The 18,205-nt window shown below is 52.0% G+C and carries 10 protein-coding genes; 7 read left to right on the top strand and 3 right to left on the bottom strand.

Features of this window, described 5'->3' with window-relative positions; all coding sequences use genetic code 11:
* Nucleotides 1-209 precede the first annotated feature (209 nt).
* Both HMPREF0673_RS09065 and HMPREF0673_RS09060 read right to left on the bottom strand, forming a co-directional pair.
* Nucleotides 210-1,271 (bottom strand): glycoside hydrolase family 53 protein, encoded by a 1,062-nt coding sequence (locus HMPREF0673_RS09065; RefSeq protein WP_007901231.1) that lies wholly within the window; start codon nt 1,269-1,271, stop codon nt 210-212.
* A 679-nt stretch (nt 1,272-1,950) separates the two neighbouring features.
* Nucleotides 1,951-3,675, bottom strand: coding sequence for a DUF4980 domain-containing protein (locus HMPREF0673_RS09060; protein ID WP_007901230.1), 1,725 nt, complete (start codon nt 3,673-3,675; stop codon nt 1,951-1,953).
* 228 nt (nt 3,676-3,903) lie between these two features.
* Here HMPREF0673_RS09060 and HMPREF0673_RS09055 point away from each other — a divergent pair, with 228 nt between their 5' ends.
* From HMPREF0673_RS09055 to HMPREF0673_RS09025, 7 genes are all read left to right on the top strand, one after another.
* Complete coding sequence (locus HMPREF0673_RS09055; protein ID WP_007901228.1) at nt 3,904-6,135, top strand: hybrid sensor histidine kinase/response regulator transcription factor; 2,232 nt, start codon at nt 3,904-3,906, stop codon at nt 6,133-6,135.
* A gap of 170 nt (nt 6,136-6,305) precedes the next feature.
* The gene (locus HMPREF0673_RS09050) at nt 6,306-9,422 is read left to right on the top strand and encodes a SusC/RagA family TonB-linked outer membrane protein (RefSeq protein WP_007901227.1); all 3,117 of its coding nucleotides are present in this window, start codon (nt 6,306-6,308) and stop codon (nt 9,420-9,422) included.
* Nucleotides 9,423-9,472: 50 nt separating this feature from the next.
* Entirely contained in the window at nt 9,473-11,212 is a 1,740-nt protein-coding gene (locus tag HMPREF0673_RS09045) for a RagB/SusD family nutrient uptake outer membrane protein (protein WP_007901225.1), read from the top strand.
* A 249-nt stretch (nt 11,213-11,461) separates the two neighbouring features.
* Nucleotides 11,462-12,676: an MFS transporter gene (locus HMPREF0673_RS09040; RefSeq protein WP_007901222.1), complete on the top strand. Its 1,215-nt coding sequence runs from the start codon at nt 11,462-11,464 to the stop codon at nt 12,674-12,676.
* Between the two features lie 191 nt (nt 12,677-12,867).
* Complete coding sequence (locus tag HMPREF0673_RS09035; protein WP_007901221.1) at nt 12,868-13,740, top strand: carbohydrate kinase family protein; 873 nt, start codon at nt 12,868-12,870, stop codon at nt 13,738-13,740.
* Between the two features lie 215 nt (nt 13,741-13,955).
* Nucleotides 13,956-15,167 (top strand): MFS transporter, encoded by a 1,212-nt coding sequence (locus HMPREF0673_RS09030; protein ID WP_007901220.1) that lies wholly within the window; start codon nt 13,956-13,958, stop codon nt 15,165-15,167.
* Nucleotides 15,168-15,259: 92 nt separating this feature from the next.
* Entirely contained in the window at nt 15,260-17,188 is a 1,929-nt protein-coding gene (locus HMPREF0673_RS09025; RefSeq protein WP_007901217.1) for a heavy metal translocating P-type ATPase, read from the top strand.
* Nucleotides 17,189-17,263: 75 nt separating this feature from the next.
* Here HMPREF0673_RS09025 and HMPREF0673_RS14755 read toward each other — a convergent pair.
* On the bottom strand, nt 17,264-18,205 hold a 942-nt coding region (locus tag HMPREF0673_RS14755), incomplete at its 5' end, for a DUF6377 domain-containing protein (protein ID WP_007901215.1).

Genomic DNA, 18,205 nt, shown 5'->3' with positions numbered 1-18,205 from the left:
TGTTGAGGTGTTGAGATGGTGAGGTGTTGAGGGAGGTGTTTAAGCCGAACTAAGCCTGTTTAAGGCAGCGTCTAAGCCGAACTAAGCCTTCTTAGGCCTTCTTAAGCCATTGCAGACTAAGCCTTCCTAAGCCTTCTTAGGCCTTCTTAAGCCATTGCAGACTAAGCCTTCCTGAGCCCTCCCCGACGGGGAGGGTTGGGAGGGGCTTTTTACTTTTTTACCTTTTTACTTTTAAAAGCATCCAGCGTCGCCGTCGGCTTGCCGTTTGCGTCGAACGCTCCCTTGTTATATTCTTTCCAGCCGCCGCAGCATTCCGGCTCCCAGTAGAAGATGCCGAGACACGAAGCGTTCGCCTTGCATCCCTCTACCATCTTCTGCATCATTGCGGCAGCATTCTCCGAGTCCCATGCCATGCCAATCTCGCACACCATAACCTTCTTGCCGTAGCGAGCGGCGAGCGTTGAGATGTTCGCCAGGCAGTCGTCCGTCACCGTTTGCCAGTTGTCGTCCTCTGGATAGAGCGACATGCCTATCACGTCCCACTTTGCGCCGGCAGCCTTCAAGCCGTCGAACATCCATGTGAAGCGACCGAGCACATTGCCCTGGTCGATGTGTATGATGCATTGAGCCTCAGGGTACACAGCCTTGGCAGCGTCGTAGCCGGCGTTGTTAAGTGCGGCGTAGTTAGCGAAGTTGTTGTCCGAAGCCAAGCCCAACGGCCACAGCATACCCGTCGTTGTCTCGTTGCCAATCTGAATCCACTCCACGTCGATGCCGTTCTCTTTGAGATAACTGAGCACGTCCGTTGTGTGGTCAGCCACGGCTGCCTTCATCTTCTGCAGGTCGTCCTTAAAGTCAGTCCAAGCAGCCGGAATGTTCTGCTTGCCAGGGTCAGCCCACGAGTCAGAGTAGTGGAAGTCGATCATGATGCGCTGACCGAGATTCTTAGCGCGCCACGCCTTTGCGAGCACATCCTGCTTGCCCGACCAGCCGTCCTGCGGATCCACCCACACGCGCAGTCGGATGGAGTTCACGCCAAGGTCGCGCAGCAGCGTCATGCAGTCCTGCTCGGCGCCGCTTGCATTATAGAACTTGCTGCCAGCCTTCTCCATTTCGGTCAGCCAGCTCACGTCCGCACCCTTTGCAAAGCCCGTCATATCATACGTCGGCTTTGACTGCGGAGTTGTATTGTTTTCATCGTCGCTGCAAGCTGAGAGTGAGAATATCGCGAGTGCAGCTAAAAGCATTATTTTTCGGAATTGATTTTTCATTGCTTTAATGTTTGGTTGTCGCAACTTGTGCAGAATACAACGGTACAAATTTAGATAAAATTTCCGAATTATAAGCCAGTTGGGATAAAAAACAGAAATGAATATCTCCAAGTGCTCGCTGCTTGAGTTGAAATGTCAAGACCGACATATCTAAAATCTTGTATCAACGTGCTCTAAGTCACAAATTATATTTATTTTTGGGAAGAAATCATTAACCCCAAATATGCAAGCCTATGAAAGCTGTATGCGGTCTTGACGTGCACAAAGATAGATAAAATGTTAGTTATTAGTTGCTTTTTTGGGTAGAAGAGGGCTGGCAGAGAGGTGCGAAGTGTAGAGAATAGTTGCCGTTTGCGTCCGCCGTCTGATCGGTTTGCGTCCGCCGTCTGATCGGATTGCGTTCGGTGTCTGATCGGATTGCGTTCGGTGTCCGATCAGATTGCGTTCGGTGTCCGATGACTGAAGTCCTACGTTTGGGCGACTTTCCTTGACACTTTCCACTGCCCGCAGCCCACTTTTGGCTTATTTAAAACCTACTACTTATGCTTTAATGTGTTAGAACTTCCGACCCACGCTGAGCGTGTATGCTAAAAAACATACGGCATCACGCCGAACGATTACTCGCACGGGTGATGCCGTATATACGTTTATTTCAGTATTTTGTAAAGTAGCCCTTTTGCTACTTCAGGTTATAGACAGCGTATTTTGCCTTGCCTTTGACCATGACCTTGTTGTAGGGCTTGGTCGGGAATACGAGGTTGGTCATAGCCATGCGACCTTCGGCGTCGAACGCCTCGATGCTACAGCGGTCGATGAACACTCTGAGCTGAGTCATCTTGCCGTGAACCGGAGCCGTTGTGACGGCCGCGAAGTCGTCGCTGAAGTCCTTCAGTCCGCTCTTTGAGCGGTCGACGGTGAACGTGCGAATCTTGTCGTCGTAGACCATCACCACCTTTTCGCCCTTTTCGTTGAAGAGAGTGATTGTGGCTGTGCCCTTGAGCGTTACGACCATTTCGCACGACTCGCTAAGCGTCTTTGTCGACTTCTTCGGGCGCGCCGCCGTCATCTCAGGCGACGGAGTTACGCCGCAGTAGGTGTTGCCTTCGTACTCGTAGAGGTCAAGGTCGCGCGGAATTGAGTTGCCCGAGCGATACTGCATTGTAGGCACCTGATTGGCATACTGCCAGTTGCTCATCCATGCCATAGCCACGTGGCGACCGTTAGGAGCGTTGTCGAAGGTCACGGTAGCGTAGTGGTCCTTGCCGTAGTCCATCCAGCGTGTCACTTCGGGAGCCGTCTCGCATGTGAACTTCTTACCGTCGAAGTCGCCCACGAAATACTGTGTAGCCGAACCACCGAACGGTCCGCCGGGGTTGATGTTGCAGATGAGGAGCCACTTATATGTGTCGGTGCCGCGCACGCGCAGTTTCATAAGGTCGGGGCACTCCCATACGCCGCCGTGGTTGCCGTATTCGGCACCGAACTGGCTCTCGAGCTTCCAGTCCTTAAGGTCGTCAGACGAGTAGATGTTCATGTGCTGACCCTCGGCAAGAATCATGTTCCACTTCTTGATATCCTCGTTCCAGAACATGTGCGGGTCGCGGAAGTCGGGTGCGCTGCTTGTGATTATGGGGTTGCCCTCGTGTTTTGTGAACGTCATGCCGTTGTCGTTGCTGTAGGCGAGGCTCTGCGTCTGGCTCTCGCCAGCCGACGTGTACATAGCCACTACGGCATCCTTACCGAATCCGGCAGTATTGTTGTGGTCTACCACAGCCGAACCAGAGAATATAGTGCCCCATGCGTCAGGCTCTACAGCCTCGCCCTCGAACTTCCAGTGCATGAGGTCGGTAGACGTAGAGTGGCCCCATGTCATGTTCTCCCACTGCGATCCGTACGGGTTGTACTGGAAGTAGAGATGCCATACGCCGTCCTTGTAGAACATGCCGTTCGGGTCGTTCATCCATCCGTAAGTAGGAGTGTGGTGGTAGACCGGGCGATACTGCTCGCGGTTGGAGAGGTCGAGCGAGTCGGCGTACTTCATGTTCTTCCAGCAGGTGAAGCTCGCGATGCCGCCATCGTTGCGGTAGGTGCCGTTCACGTGGATGTCGAAAGAGATATTGCTGCTCTCCTTATACTCGTCGAGGACGAACGGCACATAATAGTCGATGTGGTTCGAAGCCAGGCGTATGTTGAACGCCTTCACCTGGTTGTTGCTGTCTATGACCTTCACGTTGCACATCTCAGCCTTCTCCTGCACTGGCAAGAGCAGGTATTTCTGCGATTTGTCAACACGATAGATGCAGTGGTTGCCACTGAGAAAACGAGTCTGCTGCGCTGAGGCTGTCATTGCAAGTCCTACGAGGAGCGACGCTGCCGCTGTACGGCTGAAGAAAGATTTGTTCATATTTTATATAGGTTTTTAGAATAATCGAAATTGCCGAGCCGGTAGACTCTCAGCTTTTGCTGCAAAATTAAGCTATGTATCTAAATCTGTATGCCATTTATGTTTCATAAAATTGCAGAAAACAGCGTATGAAACAAATCTTACACTAATTGTTTAAAATGTTGCATACACGTTTTCGATAAATTACTTAACTTTGTTGACGAAAACATTAAAACCTAAAACATATTTATGAAAACCAGAATCTCTAATACATTATTATTTATATTATTTGCGACGCTTGTTACGCTCAGCGGTTGCACCACCAACTATAAATATAAGATAGGTGTATCGCAGTGTGTAGGCGGACGATGGCGCGAGAAAGCCAACGTAGAGATGCTCTCGGCGCAACACCTCTACGACAATGATGTGAAAGTGATAATAAAGAATGCCGACAACAACAACGAACGCCAATGCTTGCAGATAGACAGTCTTGTGGACGAAGGTGTCGACTTGCTTGTGGTTTCGCCTAATGACTACCATGCTCTGAATGGCAGTCTGCAACGCGCTCGCGAAAAGAACATTCCTATTGTTTTCTTCGACCGTACTACAGCATTGAAAGACTATACCGCTTATATCGGGGGCGACAACGTTGAGGCAGGACGCAAGATGGCGGAGTATGCAGTTTTGCTATGCCGTGATAGTGTTAAGACAGACGGACGACGCCCTATTGTGCTGGAGATGACCGGACCGCTCGCAATATCGCCTGCCGCACAGCGTCACGCCGGATTTAGCGAAGTCATCAGCAACAATCCCTCAGTCGACTATCGCCATTTGCCAAGTCAATGGTCGTATGACGACTGCAAGCGCATTATGCGTGAATGGCTGGAGAACGGCAAGGCGGTAGATGTAGTGTTCTGTCATAGCGACCTTGCTGCTATGGGAGCTTACGAGGCTGCAAAAGAGTTGCACAAAGAGCGTGAGATACGCTTTCTTGGCATCGACGGACTGCCGGGCGAGGGTCTTGACGCTGTGCAGAACGGACAACTCGCCGCGTCGTACATCTATCCTACGCATGGCGAGGAAGTGATAGCTCTCGCTCTGCGCATACTTGAGGGTAAGCCGTTCGAGCGTACGAATAACCAGAAAAGCATTGTCGTGACACCGCAAAACGTAGCCGATATAGCACTTAGCAGCAGCTCGCTGATGAAGCAGAACCGGTATCTCGCCACTATACAGTCGAAACTCGAAACGTATCTCGGCTTTTATCATCTCCAGCGTACGCTGCTCGCTGTGGCATTCCTCGTTATTCTGCTGTTGGCTGTAGCTGTTTTCACAACATGGCGTGCTGTGAAAGCCACACGTCGTGCCAACCGTCGAATGCGCGAACTGAATGATGAGCAGACTCGATTCTTCACAAACGCATCGCATCAGTTGCGTACTCCGCTCACGCTTATAGCCGGACCGGTCAACCAACTCGCAGAAGGCAAGGGCGACCGGCAGCAGCTCGTGGGTATCGTGCAGCGCAACGTAGAACAGTTGCAGCGCCTTGTGGGCGATGTGCTGCTGTTCCGTCGCGAGAACAGCGCCACCGTTGACGACACCACTGTAACTACCGACGAGCAACTCTTAGCAAGTCGCAAGGCTGTGCAGGAGAGTCGTCACGACACACTTATCAACGACAATGCCGAGGAACTCGCCACAGTGCTCATCGTGGACGACAACGCCGACATGCGTGCTTATCTGCGCACGCTGCTGCTCGACCGCTACTATGTTATAGAAGCTGCCGACGGACAGAGCGGACTGAAGCTCGCAGTGGAGAGTGTGCCCGACATCGTAGTGTCGGACGTGATGATGCCCGTAATGGACGGACTCGCCTTCTGCACCCGTCTTAAGCAACACGAGGCAACAAGTCACATTCCCGTATTGCTGCTTACAGCACGCAGCAGCGAGCAGCAGCACATCGAAGGATTGCAGACCGGTGCCGACATATACATGACAAAGCCGTTCAGCGCCGACTTGCTGCTTGCCAACATCGCGTCGCTGCTTGCCAACCGTCAGAAGCTGCGCCAACTGTTCAAAACTCAAAACCTCAATACTCAACACCTCAACACCACACCATCTCAACACCTCACCACTCAAAACTCCCCTTCGCCCGACCGCCGCTTCCTCGATACCTTCCTCAAGGCAATGGAGAAGCACATGTCGAATACCAATCTCAAGATAGAAGATCTGGGCGACGAAGTAGGACTCTCGCGTGTGCAGCTCTATCGCAAGGTGAAGGCGCTTACGGGCATGACTCCTGTTGAGATTTTGCGCGAGACACGACTCAAGCGCGCCATGCAGCTGCTCAAAACAACAGATAAAACAGTATCAGAAATAGCTAACGAAGTGGGATTTGCCACCCCTGGCTACTTCTCCTCATGCTTCAAAAAGCAGTATGACAAGTATCCGACAGATGTCAGAGAGGAGATGAAGGTTTAGCTTTTCGTGACAAAATAAGAAAACAACTCAACGTTTTTGACTATTTAGTCAACGATTGTTGCATGTAACATGAGTGATATTTTGTGAACGATTCATAAAATATTACTCATCTTTTGTTTTCTAACTTTGCAACCGTAAAACTTAAACCCAAAACAAAAAACGTAAAACTTATGAAAAAAGCAAAAGTAGCTTTAGTAGGTATGCTCATGCTCACTGGGTCAGGCGCATATGCTCAGACCAACGGCATCGGTGGAACAGTGACCGACAACGCCGGTGAACCTATTATCGGTGCATCGGTTAAGGTTAAGGGCGCCAAGAACATGGGTACAGTGACGGATATCGACGGCAACTTCAAACTTGACGTGAAGCCAGGCGAAACCCTTATCATCTCTTATATAGGTTGCAAAGACCAGGAGGTGAAGGCAGGCGAAAACCTCAAGATTGTGCTTCAGGACAACTCAGAGGTGCTCGGCGAAGTGGTAGTAACCGGTTACCAGGTGCAGCGCAAGGCCGACTTGACGGGTTCTGTATCTGTAGTAAGTACCAAAGACCTCAAGTCGTCAGCCGACACAGATCCTATGCGTTCGCTTCAAGGCAAGGTGCCGGGCATGACTATCACCACCGACGGTTCGCCAATTGGCACCGGTACGGTTCGCATTCGTGGTATCGGTTCGTTCAATTCTTCTCAAGATCCTCTCTTTGTTATCGACGGTGTGCCTACCACCACAACCCTCAACTCGCTCAACATGAACGATATTGAGAGTATGCAGGTGCTCAAGGATGCTGCTTCGGCATCTATCTATGGTTCGCGTGCTGCCAACGGCGTAATCATCATCACCACAAAGCATGGCAAGAAGGGTAGCAAGCTGAATGTCGACTTCTCAGCAAACCTTACTGCTCAGTTCTACAACTCGCAGTCGATGATGAAGCTCTGCAACACCTCAGAGTATGCAACGGCAATGGCTCAGGCTGCACTCAACGATGGTCTTGACCCCGTGGCTTATGCCCACAACTATGGTCTTGACCTCAATGCCTCTACCGGCCGCACCATCAAGGCATACGATCCTGCCTCAAACAGCTATAAGACATATACCGTAAACGGTGCATACGACGGCTATATCAATGCAAAGAAAACAATGCGACTGTCGGACACCGACTGGCTTGACGAGATTTCGCGCACCGGTTTCATGCAGAACTACGACCTCTCTTTGTCGGGTGCCACCGACAAGTTCACAGGTCTTTTTTCGGCAGGCTACAAGAAGAACGACGGTATCTTGAAGTATTCTAACTTCGAGAACTTCTCTGCCCGATTCAACTCTACATACAATGTGAACAAGATTGTAAGTGTAGGCGAGAACGCTACGGTTACTTACTCGAAGCAGGTAAACAGCGCACCGATGGAGAATGCGTTGAAGATGTCGCCTACGGTGCCCGTATATGAAGAAGACGGCACTACATTCGCTGGTCCGGTGGGTGGTATGAGCGACCGTCAGAACCCTCTGCGCGAGATGTACATGAACCGCGACAACGCACTGAAGATATGGCGTGTGTTCGGCAATGCCTATGTAGATGTGAAACCGCTGAAGGGCCTTGTGCTCCGTTCTAATTTCGGTCTCGACTACTACCATTCGTTCATTCGCTCGATGAACCACACGTTCAAGTCGGACATCGTGAACAACGACATACCAAGCACCACACTCTCTGCCCACGACGACGTGCGCTGGACATGGAGTAACACAGCCAACTACAACTTCAAGATTGCACGCGACCACGACTTCACGGTGCTTGCTGGTATGGAACTGCACAAGCAGACCGTAGAGGATATGGGTGCGTATGCCCAGAGCTTCGTGATAGAGGACAAGGACTATATGTGGCCCGATGCCGCTACGGGTATTGAGCGCGCTACGGGTATCGGTTCTGGCTACTCGCTGGCTTCGTTCTTCGGTAAGGTCGACTACAACTGGCAGGATCTTATCCTTGCTTCGTTCACCATACGTCGCGACGGCAGCTCGCGTTTCGGTAAGAACAATCGCTATGGCAACTTCCCTGCAGCTACTTTGGGCTATCGTCTTTCGAAGAATCTGAAAGCATCGTGGATAAACGATCTTAAGCTTCGTGCATCATGGGGTAAGACTGGTAACCAAGAGATTTCTAACACAGCACGCTACGGACTATATGTAGCCGACTATGGTGCCGACCGTGTGACATCTACCGCTTACGACCTCTATCGTCAAGGTACTGGCATCTTCCCGTCAGGCTTCCGCGCCACACAGACTGGCAATGATAATCTTAAGTGGGAGACAACAATACAATATAACGTAGGTGCCGACTTCATGATGTTCAACCAGGAACTCTATGGATCAATAGACGCATACATCAAGGATGTGAAGGACATGCTCATCTCTCCTGCTTTTCTTGCCACTATGGGTGAGGGTGGAGCAAGCTGGTCAAATGGTCCGTCGCTTCGAAACATAGGTATGGAGGCTAACGTGGGCTATCGCCACACCACCAAGTATGGACTGCGCTACGACGTCTCTGCCAATGTTGACTTCTTCCGCAACAAGGTGACGTATCTGCCTTCTACCACAACCGGCTCGTATGCACACACAATGAAGGAGAACCTCGTGCAGTCGAAGAAGCCTTACGGCTCTATCGTGGGCTACGTTGTAGATGGACTCTTCCAGAACAGCGAGGAGGCAAAAGCCTCTGGTCAGCCTAACGCTCGTGTGGGCGGATTGAAGTATGCCGACCTCGACCACAACGGCACTATCGACGCAAAGGACCAGACATGGATATTCAATCCGGTGCCCGACTTCAACTGGGGTCTTAACGTGCAGCTCGGATACAAGAACTTCGACCTCTCTATGTTCTTCCAGGGAGTATGCGGCGTAGATGTTTACAACAACCAGAAATTCCAGACCGACTTCTGGAGCATCACCGACGCCGGAAGCAACAAGGGCAACCGTATGCTTGGCGCTTGGACCGAGGACAACACTTCTTCTAAGATACCGGCGCTCACAACCAACAACACCGGTGACGAGGGACGCGCCTCTACTTACTTCGTGGAACACGGCAACTGGATGAAGCTCCGCACGCTGCAGCTTGGCTACAACTTCAGCGACTCGCTCCTGAAGAAGCTCCACATGACATCGGCTCGTGTATATGTTTCGGGTCAGAACCTCTTCACATGGAAGAGCAGCAGCTTCACCATCTCCGACCCCGAGAACCCCAACTGGGCATATCCTCACTCTTCGTCAGTGTCGTTCGGACTGCAGCTCAGTTTCTAAGGAGCTATTGATATTGCAAAGAAGTCAAAACAATTTAAAGAATCAGAACAATGAAAAATTTATATAAATATATATTTGCAGCGATGCTCACGCTCGGCACTGTAACATCGTGCAGCGATTTCCTCGACGACTCTCCGAAGGGCGTAGTCGATCAGAACAAGGCTTTCAAACTCCCCGACGATATGGTCAATTCGGCATACGCCATGCTCGGCGACTGCTGGTACTCTTATCCGTTCAACCTCTGGCCTTACGGCGATTTGTCGTCAGACGACTGTTTGAAGGGCGGATCGGGCACTACCGACACTGGCTATCATCCGATGGAGATTTGGTCGACCATGACTTCTACACCGGGCGAGTTCGACGAACTTTGGTATCGCCTCTACTGTGCTGTTAGCCGCTGCAACCGCGCGCTGCTCTCGCTTGAACAGTATGGCAACAGCAAGCTTGGCGAGGAGATGACGAAGCAGCGTGTGGCAGAGGTGAAGTTCCTGCGCGCCCACTTCTACTTCAAGCTCATCACCATGTTCCGCCAGGTGCCTTGGATTGACGAGAACGTAACGAAAAACAATCTTCAGGAGAAGACCCGCAACGACGAGTTTACATACCAGGAGTTGTTCGGCAAGATAATAAACGACTTCAAGGAGGCTTACGACGTACTGCCCGAGATGCAGAAAGAGCAGAACCGCGTCAACCGCGTTGCTGCTGCGGCATATCTCGCCAAGTGCTATCTGACGCTTGCCTACGGCGATGGCTACGAGGCAACCAACGGCTACGACCACATCAACAAGGAGTATATGCAGAAGGTGATTGAATACACAAACGTGGTGAAGAACTCGCCCTACTTCGGCTATCTTGAAGACTACGGCGACATCTTCCTGCCCGAACATAAGAACAGCAAGGAGAGTGTGTTCGCTGTGCAGACTTCCGACTACAAGGACGACAATACCACCTTCGGACGTGCCAACTGGAGCAACGTGCTCAACGGTGTTTGGGGAATGTGGTCGTGCGGATGGGACTTCCACAAGCCGTCGCAGGACCTCGTGAACGCCTTCAAGACAAAGAACGGACTGCCCGAGTTTGACGATTATAACAAGCATATCGACTATCCCGTCAACGGTCAGACGACCACCCAGAAATGGGATCCGCGTCTCTTCCATACCGTGGGTATGCCTACTTTCCCGTACAAGTATGAGAAGGAGTATACGCTCACAAAGGCTAACAGTCGCACACCGAACACTTACGGCTACTACTGCTCTATGAAGGAGGTGCCGCAGCGCTCTAAGGGCGAGACCTACAACGGCTCATGGCAGGCGTTCGCTATGAACGACTATGTGTTCCGCTTCTCCGATGTGATGCTCATGCGTGCAGAGGCTCTCATCGAGACCGACCAGCTTGCTGAGGCTCGCATCATAATCAACGACATTCGCCAGCGTGCGAAGAACTCTGTAGACAAGCACATCGCTTACGCCAAGGATCAGTGCGAGATAGCGCTCTATCCCGAGTCTTACTTCAAGGACAAGGAGACGGCACGCAAGTGTCTGCGTTGGGAGCGCCGTCTGGAGCTTGCAATGGAGAACGGACGCTACTTCGACCTGCGTCGCTGGGGATTGGCTTCAAAGACTCTCAACGCCTACTTCGCAACCGAGAAGAACGACGTGTACGACGGACAGACATACGCTACGTATCTTAAGGATGCCCACTACACGGCTGGCAAGAACGAGTTCTACCCGATTCCTTACAACCAGCTCTACTATGTGCCTGGCTTGTATAAGCAGAACAAGAACTACTAAAAGGCGCCACCGATATTCGGAGTAAATATAAAAACCCTTAATACGAAAAAGCGGAGGATATCACACCTCCGCTTTCTTGTACTGTGTAAAGCGCAATAGTACGAATGTTGCATCTGTAGCAAATATGTTGTGCAATGCGATTATTACAACTTTATGTAACATAATTTTCGCTCTGCTCGGCACGTTTAGCGTAATTTTGCTGCAGAAATTAATTCTCAACTCAACTAATAACTAAAAGTTTCATACGCAATGAACAATTCCAATCAAAGCAAACTGACACTCATCCCGGTGATGATTGCCTTCTTCACTATGGGCTTCGTCGACCTGGTCGGTGCGGTTTCAAACAACATGCAGGAAGACTTCGGACTCTCCGACTCTGCTGCAAACTTCTTCCCCTCGCTCGTGTTCTTCTGGTTCCTTATCTTCTCTGTGCCTACGGGCATGCTCATGAATAAGATAGGTAGAAAGAAGACCGTGCTGCTCTCAGTAGTAATTACAACATTGGCTGTGTTCCTGCCGCTCTTCGACAGCTTTATGCCTACAAAGGAGAGCCAGCTTTGGCTGATGTACATCTCTTTCTCGCTGCTCGGCATAGGCAACGCCATCATGCAGACCGGCATCAACCCGCTCGTGACGATGCTCGTTAAGGGCCATCTGGCTTCTACGCTCACCTTCGGTCAGTTCGTTAAGGCTATCGCTTCGTTCATCGCTCCGCTCATCGCTGCTTGGGGCGCTACCACTACAGCTCCTATCCTCGGACTCAGCTGGCGCATCCTCTTCCTGCTCTTCTTCGTTATAGGTATGGTGGCTACGCTGTGGCTCGGCATGACACACATCGAGGAAGAACCCATCGAAGGCAAGGCTTCCGGCTTCGGCGACTGTCTGAAGATGCTCGGTTCGCCTATCATCCTGCTCTCGTTCATCGGCATCATGTGCCACGTGGGCATCGACGTGGGTACTAACGCTGTTGCACCGAAAGTGTTGTTCGAGCGTCTTGGCGGTGCCGGCGACTCGCTCAGCCAGTTCGAGTACGCTACGTCAATCTATTTCGCATTCCGTACGCTCGGATGTTTCACCGGCTCAATCCTTATGCGCAAGCTAAATATCCGCACCTTCTTCACAATCATCGTGCTCATGATGGCACTCGCTATGGTGGGCTTCGTGTTCGGCACAGAGAAGTGGGAACTTTGGGCAGCTATCGCTCTCGTAGGCTACGGCAACTCAAACGTGTTCTCTATCGTCTTCTCGCAGGCAATGCTCTCTGCGCCGGAGAAGAAGAACGAGGTTTCGGGCCTTATGATCATGGGTCTGTTCGGCGGCACTGTGTTCCCGCTCCTCATGGGCTTCGCCAGCGACGCTGCAAAGGCTGCCGGCGCTCAGTATCCGCAGGTTTGGGCTGCTGCTGTGATGGCTATTGGCGTGGTTTATCTGCTCAGCTATATACCTAAAGTAAAGCAGAACTAATCTAAAAGTAAAAAAGTAAAAGAGTAAAAAAGTAAAAAGCCCCTCCCAACCCTCTCCGTCGGGGAGGGCTTAGTTAGCCTAAAAAGGCTTAGGAAGGCTTAAACGCTGCCTTAGAAAGGCTTAGAAAGGCTTAGTTCGGCTTAAAATGCTCGGCTTATTCAAAAAAAACAATAACTGAAAACAATAGAACTATGGAAAAGAAATATGTAGTAGGACTCGGCGAGGCACTCTGGGACGTGCTTCCTGAAGGTAAGAAACTTGGTGGTGCACCGGCTAACTTCGCGTTCCACGCCGGTCAGTTCGGCTTGAACTCTATCGCTGTGAGCGCTCTTGGTGAGGACAAGCTCGCTGACGAGACCGTGCAGCAGCTCGAGGAGAAGGGCTTGCAGTATTGCATGCCGCGCGTGCCTTACCCAACCGGCACCGTGCAGGTGAAGCTCGACGACGAGGGCATACCTACATACGACATAAAGGAGAATGTGGCGTGGGATAACATCCCGTTCACCGACGAGGTGAAGGCTATCGCCGAGAACACAAAGGCTGTGTGCTGGGGCTCGCTCGCTCAGCGCAACGTGGTGAGCCGCGAGACTATCTACAAGTTCCTCGACGCTACACCTGCCGATTGCATGAAGATATTCGACATCAACCTGCGCCAGGACTTCTACACAAAGGATGTTATCTGCGAGAGCATGAAGCGCTGCAACGTTCTTAAGATCAACGACGAGGAGCTTGTGCTCATCGGCAGAATGTTCGGCTATCCGGGCTTGGACATCGAGAACAAGTGCTGGCTCATCCTTGGCAAGTACGACCTCGATATGCTCGTGCTCACATGCGGCGTAAACGGATCGTACGTGTTCACGCCGGGCGAGATGTCGTTCCAGCCCACACCGAAGGTAGAGGTGGCTGACACCGTTGGTGCAGGCGACTCATTCACGGGCACCTTCTGTGCTTCTATACTCGCCGGAATGCCGGTGACTGAGGCTCACGAGCGCGCAGTGAGAGTGAGTGCATACGTCTGCACGCAGAACGGCGCAATGCCCGTACTGCCAGAGGAGGTGAAGTAAAGCTCCTCTCAAAATTTGTTGTTAGAGTTAGAAGCCGGAGGCATCGTTGCCTCCGGCTTTTTCGGTTATATATTTTATGTATTGGCGTTGCGTTTCAGATTAAAGCAGTAACTTTGCAGCTAAATAGGAGGTATGGGCATCTTGCCCATACCACGCACCCATACCACGCACCCACAAACGCTTTTAAAAGTAAAAAAGTAAAGAAGTAAAAGTATATGAAATCAATAAGCCGCATCCTTAAAGGCAACCCTACAATGACAGAGAGCACGGTCTATTACGTGCTCGTCATCTGTTGCATATCTCACTTTCTGAACGACATGATACAGTCGATCATTCCGTCTATCTATCCTATCCTCAAGGACAAGTTCGACTTCTCGTTCGCGCAGATCGGCATCATAACGCTTGTCTTTCAGATGACATCCTCCATTCTGCAGCCCTTCACCGGACTGTCTGCCGACCGCCATCCGCGCCCCTATGCGCTCTCCGTCGGCATGTGCTTCACGCTCGCCGGACTGCTCATGCTTGCGTTCGCCGAGAACTATCTGCTCATACTGCTGGCTGTGAGCGTCGTGGGCTTTGGCTCGTCCATGTTCCACCCTACGGCGTCGCGCGTGGCTCAGTTGGCATCGGGCGGCAAGAAAAGTCTCGCACAGTCTATCTTCCAGGTGGGCGGCAACGGCGGTTCGGCGCTCGGTCCGTTGCTCGCAGCGCTCATCATCCTGCCCTTCGGACAGCACGCCATATCGTGGTTCGCCATAGCCGCCCTGCTCGCAGCACTCATCATGGTGCGCCTCGGAGCGTGGTATAAAGCCCGCCTGCAGTACGCCGTGAAGCATCCGCGCAAGGCGGAAGTGCTGAACACGCACATCTCCCGACGCGCAAAGTACGGCGCATTGCTCATACTCATCCTGCTCGTCTTCTCGAAATACTTCTACACATCCTGCATCACGAGCTACTTCACGTTCTACCTCATCGACAAGTTCGGCGTCTCGGTGCAGGCTTCGCAGATATGCCTCTTCGTGTTCCTCGCCGCCTTCGCCATCGGCACGCTCGCCGGCGGCGTGTTCGGCGACCGCTTCGGACGCAAGTACGTGATATGGTTCTCCATCCTTGGCGCGGCTCCGTTCGCCCTCGCCATGCCCTACGTCAGTCTGACGTGGACCATCGTGTTCACCTTCCTCTCCGGACTCATCATCGCCTCGGCGTTCTCCTCGATAGTGGTCTACGCCACCGACCTCATGCCCGATAAAGTAGGACTCATCGCCGGCATCTTCTTCGGTCTTATGTTCGGACTGGGTGGCATCGGTTCGGCGTTCTTCGGATGGCTCGCCGACAAGACCAGCGTCGAATTCATCTTCAAGGTAAGCGCATTCCTGCCGCTGCTCGGCATCATCGCCGGACTGCTGCCCGATACGCAGAAGAAGTAGTGCTTTTAAACTCCCCAATACACTTTTCCTATATTTTTGATGCTTCAAAAATACACTTTTCCTATAAAACCCGTAAATGCAGTAAATAGACGATGAAAAAGACAATTCCAGTTATAGGTATGGCGTGCGTTGTCTGCGCCGCCAACGTAGAGAATACGCTCCGTAAGTTGCGGGGCGTCAACTCGGCTACGGTAACACTGTCTACACGCACGGTGCTCGTCGACTATGACCCAGACGTGATTACGCTCGACGATATGAAGCGCGAGGTGAGCAACGCCGGCTACGACCTCGTGGTGGAGAACGACCGCAACGCCGAGGAGATTAACCGTCGTGAATACACGCTGTTGCGACGCCGTACGCTGCTTTCGTGGCTGTTTGCCGCGCTCACGATGTACTTCGGCATGAGCAGCGACGGAGAGTTTAACAACCAAATCTGCCTCATACTCGCTCTCTTAAACATGTTCTACTGCGGCAGACGCTTCTATGTGTCGGCGGCAAAACAGATAACGCATCGCACGGCGAACATGGACTCGCTCGTGGCGCTGAGCACGCTCATAGCGTTCCTCTTCAGTACGTTCAACACGTTCTTCGGCGAGGCGGTTTGGGGCACACGCGGCATAGAGTGGCACACCTACTTCGACGCTTCGGTGATGATAATCACGTTCGTGCTCACCGGTCGGTGTCTTGAGGAAAAAGCGAAGGACAGCACGGCGAGCAGCATACGCCAGCTCATGGGCATGCAGCCCAAGACAGCGCGCATCGTGACGCACGAGAAGATGGAAGGCACCGACGACTATCGCATGGAGGAGGTGCCTATCTCTACGATTCAGATAGGCGACACGATAGAGGTGCGCGCCGGAGAGAAAATTCCGGTGGACGGTGTGGTGTGTGCGGCAGAGAGTTTTATGACCGCTGATGCTGCGTATGTCGACGAGGCTATGATAAGCGGCGAACCCACTCCGGCAATGAAGAAAGCAGGCGACACCGTGCTCGCCGGAACCATACCGAGCCAGGGCAAGCTGCGCATGCGTGCGCGACAGATTGGCGAGAACACAGCTCTTGCGCACATCATACGCATGGTGCAGGAGGCACAGGGCAGTAAGGCGCCCGTGCAGCGCATCGTAGACCGAGCCGCACGGGTGTTCGTGCCGACGGTGGCTGCCATCGCTCTGCTCACGTTCTGCGTGTGGTGGACGGTAGGCGGCAACGCCGCACTGCCGCACGCTATTCTCTCGGCTGTGGCTGTGCTCGTCATAGCCTGCCCCTGTGCAATGGGATTGGCTACGCCGACGGCACTCATGGTGGGCATCGGCAAGGCGGCGCAGAAGCAGATTCTGATAAAGGACGCGTCGGCGCTGGAGAACTTGCATAAGATTCAGGCACTCGTCGTCGACAAGACGGGCACGCTCACCATTCCAAACCCGAACATTGACTTCACACGCCCGACTGACATACCGCTCGAAGAGCGCGAAACACTGAAGCCTAACGCCAAGGAGGCGATAGCGCAGCTGCAGCGTGCTGGCATTGAGGTGTACATGATGAGTGGCGACAAGGAGGAGGCGGCACACTACTGGGCTACAGAGGCTGGCATACGCAACTATCGCAGCAAGGTGTTGCCAGGCGACAAGCAGGCGCTTGTGCAGCAACTTCAGGGCGAAGGCAAGCGTGTGGCTATGGTGGGCGACGGCATTAACGACACTCAGGCACTCGCCCTCGCCGACGTTGGCATAGCCATCGGTCGCGGCACAGATGTGGCGATGGACGTGGCGCAGATTACGCTGATGGGCGACGACCTCCTTGCACTGCCCGAAGCCGTAAAGCTCAGTCGGCGCACCGTGCGCATGATTTGGCAGAACCTCTTCTGGGCGTTCGTCTACAACATCGTCTGCATACCCCTCGCCGCCGGCGCCCTACACATCTTCGGCATCGACTTTCAGATAACGCCGATGTGGGCAAGCGCCCTGATGGCGTTCTCAAGCGTAAGCGTAGTGCTCAACTCGCTGCGCCTGCGCTACGCGTAGCGGATTGTTTACCGGACAGCAATAATTTATAATTTGTCATTACGCAACAGTTCTCCCCAACACTACAACAACCCCTTAATAAACTGAGCACAGCTTTTGCAGATTCTCTTCGAAGTGTTCTTTGTCGATGGCGCTGTTCTTTAGTGTAGAGCGATAGTTGTATATTGTTTGTAGCGAGTAGGAGAGGATGCCGGCAATCTTAGGACTTTCCGTTACGCCCAGTCTTACCAAGGCTGCTACACGCAAACTTGGAGTCAGCTCATTGTCTTCCTTAAGCTCGATTTGTGCCTCGGGTATCAGCAGTGAGTTCAGTTCATTTACAAACGAGGGATAGAGCGAGAGGAAGATTTTGTCGAACTGCGAGAAGAAGCTCTGGCTCTCCTCTGTGCCTCGCTTTGAAGATGAGAGAATGCTCAGCAGTTCGTTCTGCTGATTGGCTTTAATTTTACGTATTACCAGTTTGCGCTGACTGTCCAACCGCTCAATATACTGATAGCAGAGCATGATAAAGGCATTAGCCATCAACTCACGCTTTTTGTTGGTGTTTTCAAGCTCATCATTTGCGTCCCGAAGTGCTTTGTTTGAGTCCTTAAGCTCATCGTTTGAGCCCTTAAGCTCGTTGTTAGAGTCTTTAAGTGCTTTGTTGGAGTCTTTGAGCTCGTTGTTAAAGTTCTTAAGTTCATTGTTATTGTACTTAAGTTCATTGTTGTTGTATTTAAGCTCATCGTTAGAGTCTTGAAGTGCTTTGTTTGAACTCATTAGCTCATCGTTAGAGTCCTGAAGCGCTTTGTTTGAGCCTTTAAGTTCATCGTTAGAGTCCTGAAGCGCTTTGTTTGAGCCTTTAAGTTCATCGTTAGAGTCCTTAAGTGCTTTGTTTGAGTTCATTAGCTCATCGTTAGAGTCCTGAAGTGCTTTGTTTGAGCCTTTAAGTTCATCATTAGAGTCCTGAAGCGCTTTGTTTGAGCCCTTAAGTTCATCGTTAGAGTCCCGAAGTGCTTTGTTTGAGCCCTTAAGTTC

It is taken from the genome of Leyella stercorea DSM 18206, assembly GCF_000235885.1.
GTDB classification, from domain to species: Bacteria; Bacteroidota; Bacteroidia; order Bacteroidales; family Bacteroidaceae; genus Prevotella; species Prevotella stercorea.
This window is presented reverse-complemented; position numbering and strand designations above follow the sequence as displayed.

Bases quoted from the DNA above. Each gene is read 5' to 3' on its own strand.
- HMPREF0673_RS09040 (WP_007901222.1), top strand. From the start codon at position 11,462: ATGAACAATTCCAATCAAAGCAAACTGACACTCATCCCGGTGATGATT.
- HMPREF0673_RS09025 (WP_007901217.1), top strand. From the start codon at position 15,260: ATGAAAAAGACAATTCCAGTTATAGGTATGGCGTGCGTTGTCTGCGCC.
- HMPREF0673_RS09045 (WP_007901225.1), top strand. From the start codon at position 9,473: ATGAAAAATTTATATAAATATATATTTGCAGCGATGCTCACGCTCGGC.
- HMPREF0673_RS09060 (WP_007901230.1), bottom strand. From the start codon at position 3,675: ATGAACAAATCTTTCTTCAGCCGTACAGCGGCAGCGTCGCTCCTCGTA.
- HMPREF0673_RS09035 (WP_007901221.1), top strand. From the start codon at position 12,868: ATGGAAAAGAAATATGTAGTAGGACTCGGCGAGGCACTCTGGGACGTG.
- HMPREF0673_RS09050 (WP_007901227.1), top strand. From the start codon at position 6,306: ATGAAAAAAGCAAAAGTAGCTTTAGTAGGTATGCTCATGCTCACTGGG.
- HMPREF0673_RS09030 (WP_007901220.1), top strand. From the start codon at position 13,956: ATGAAATCAATAAGCCGCATCCTTAAAGGCAACCCTACAATGACAGAG.
- HMPREF0673_RS09065 (WP_007901231.1), bottom strand. From the start codon at position 1,271: ATGAAAAATCAATTCCGAAAAATAATGCTTTTAGCTGCACTCGCGATA.
- HMPREF0673_RS09055 (WP_007901228.1), top strand. From the start codon at position 3,904: ATGAAAACCAGAATCTCTAATACATTATTATTTATATTATTTGCGACG.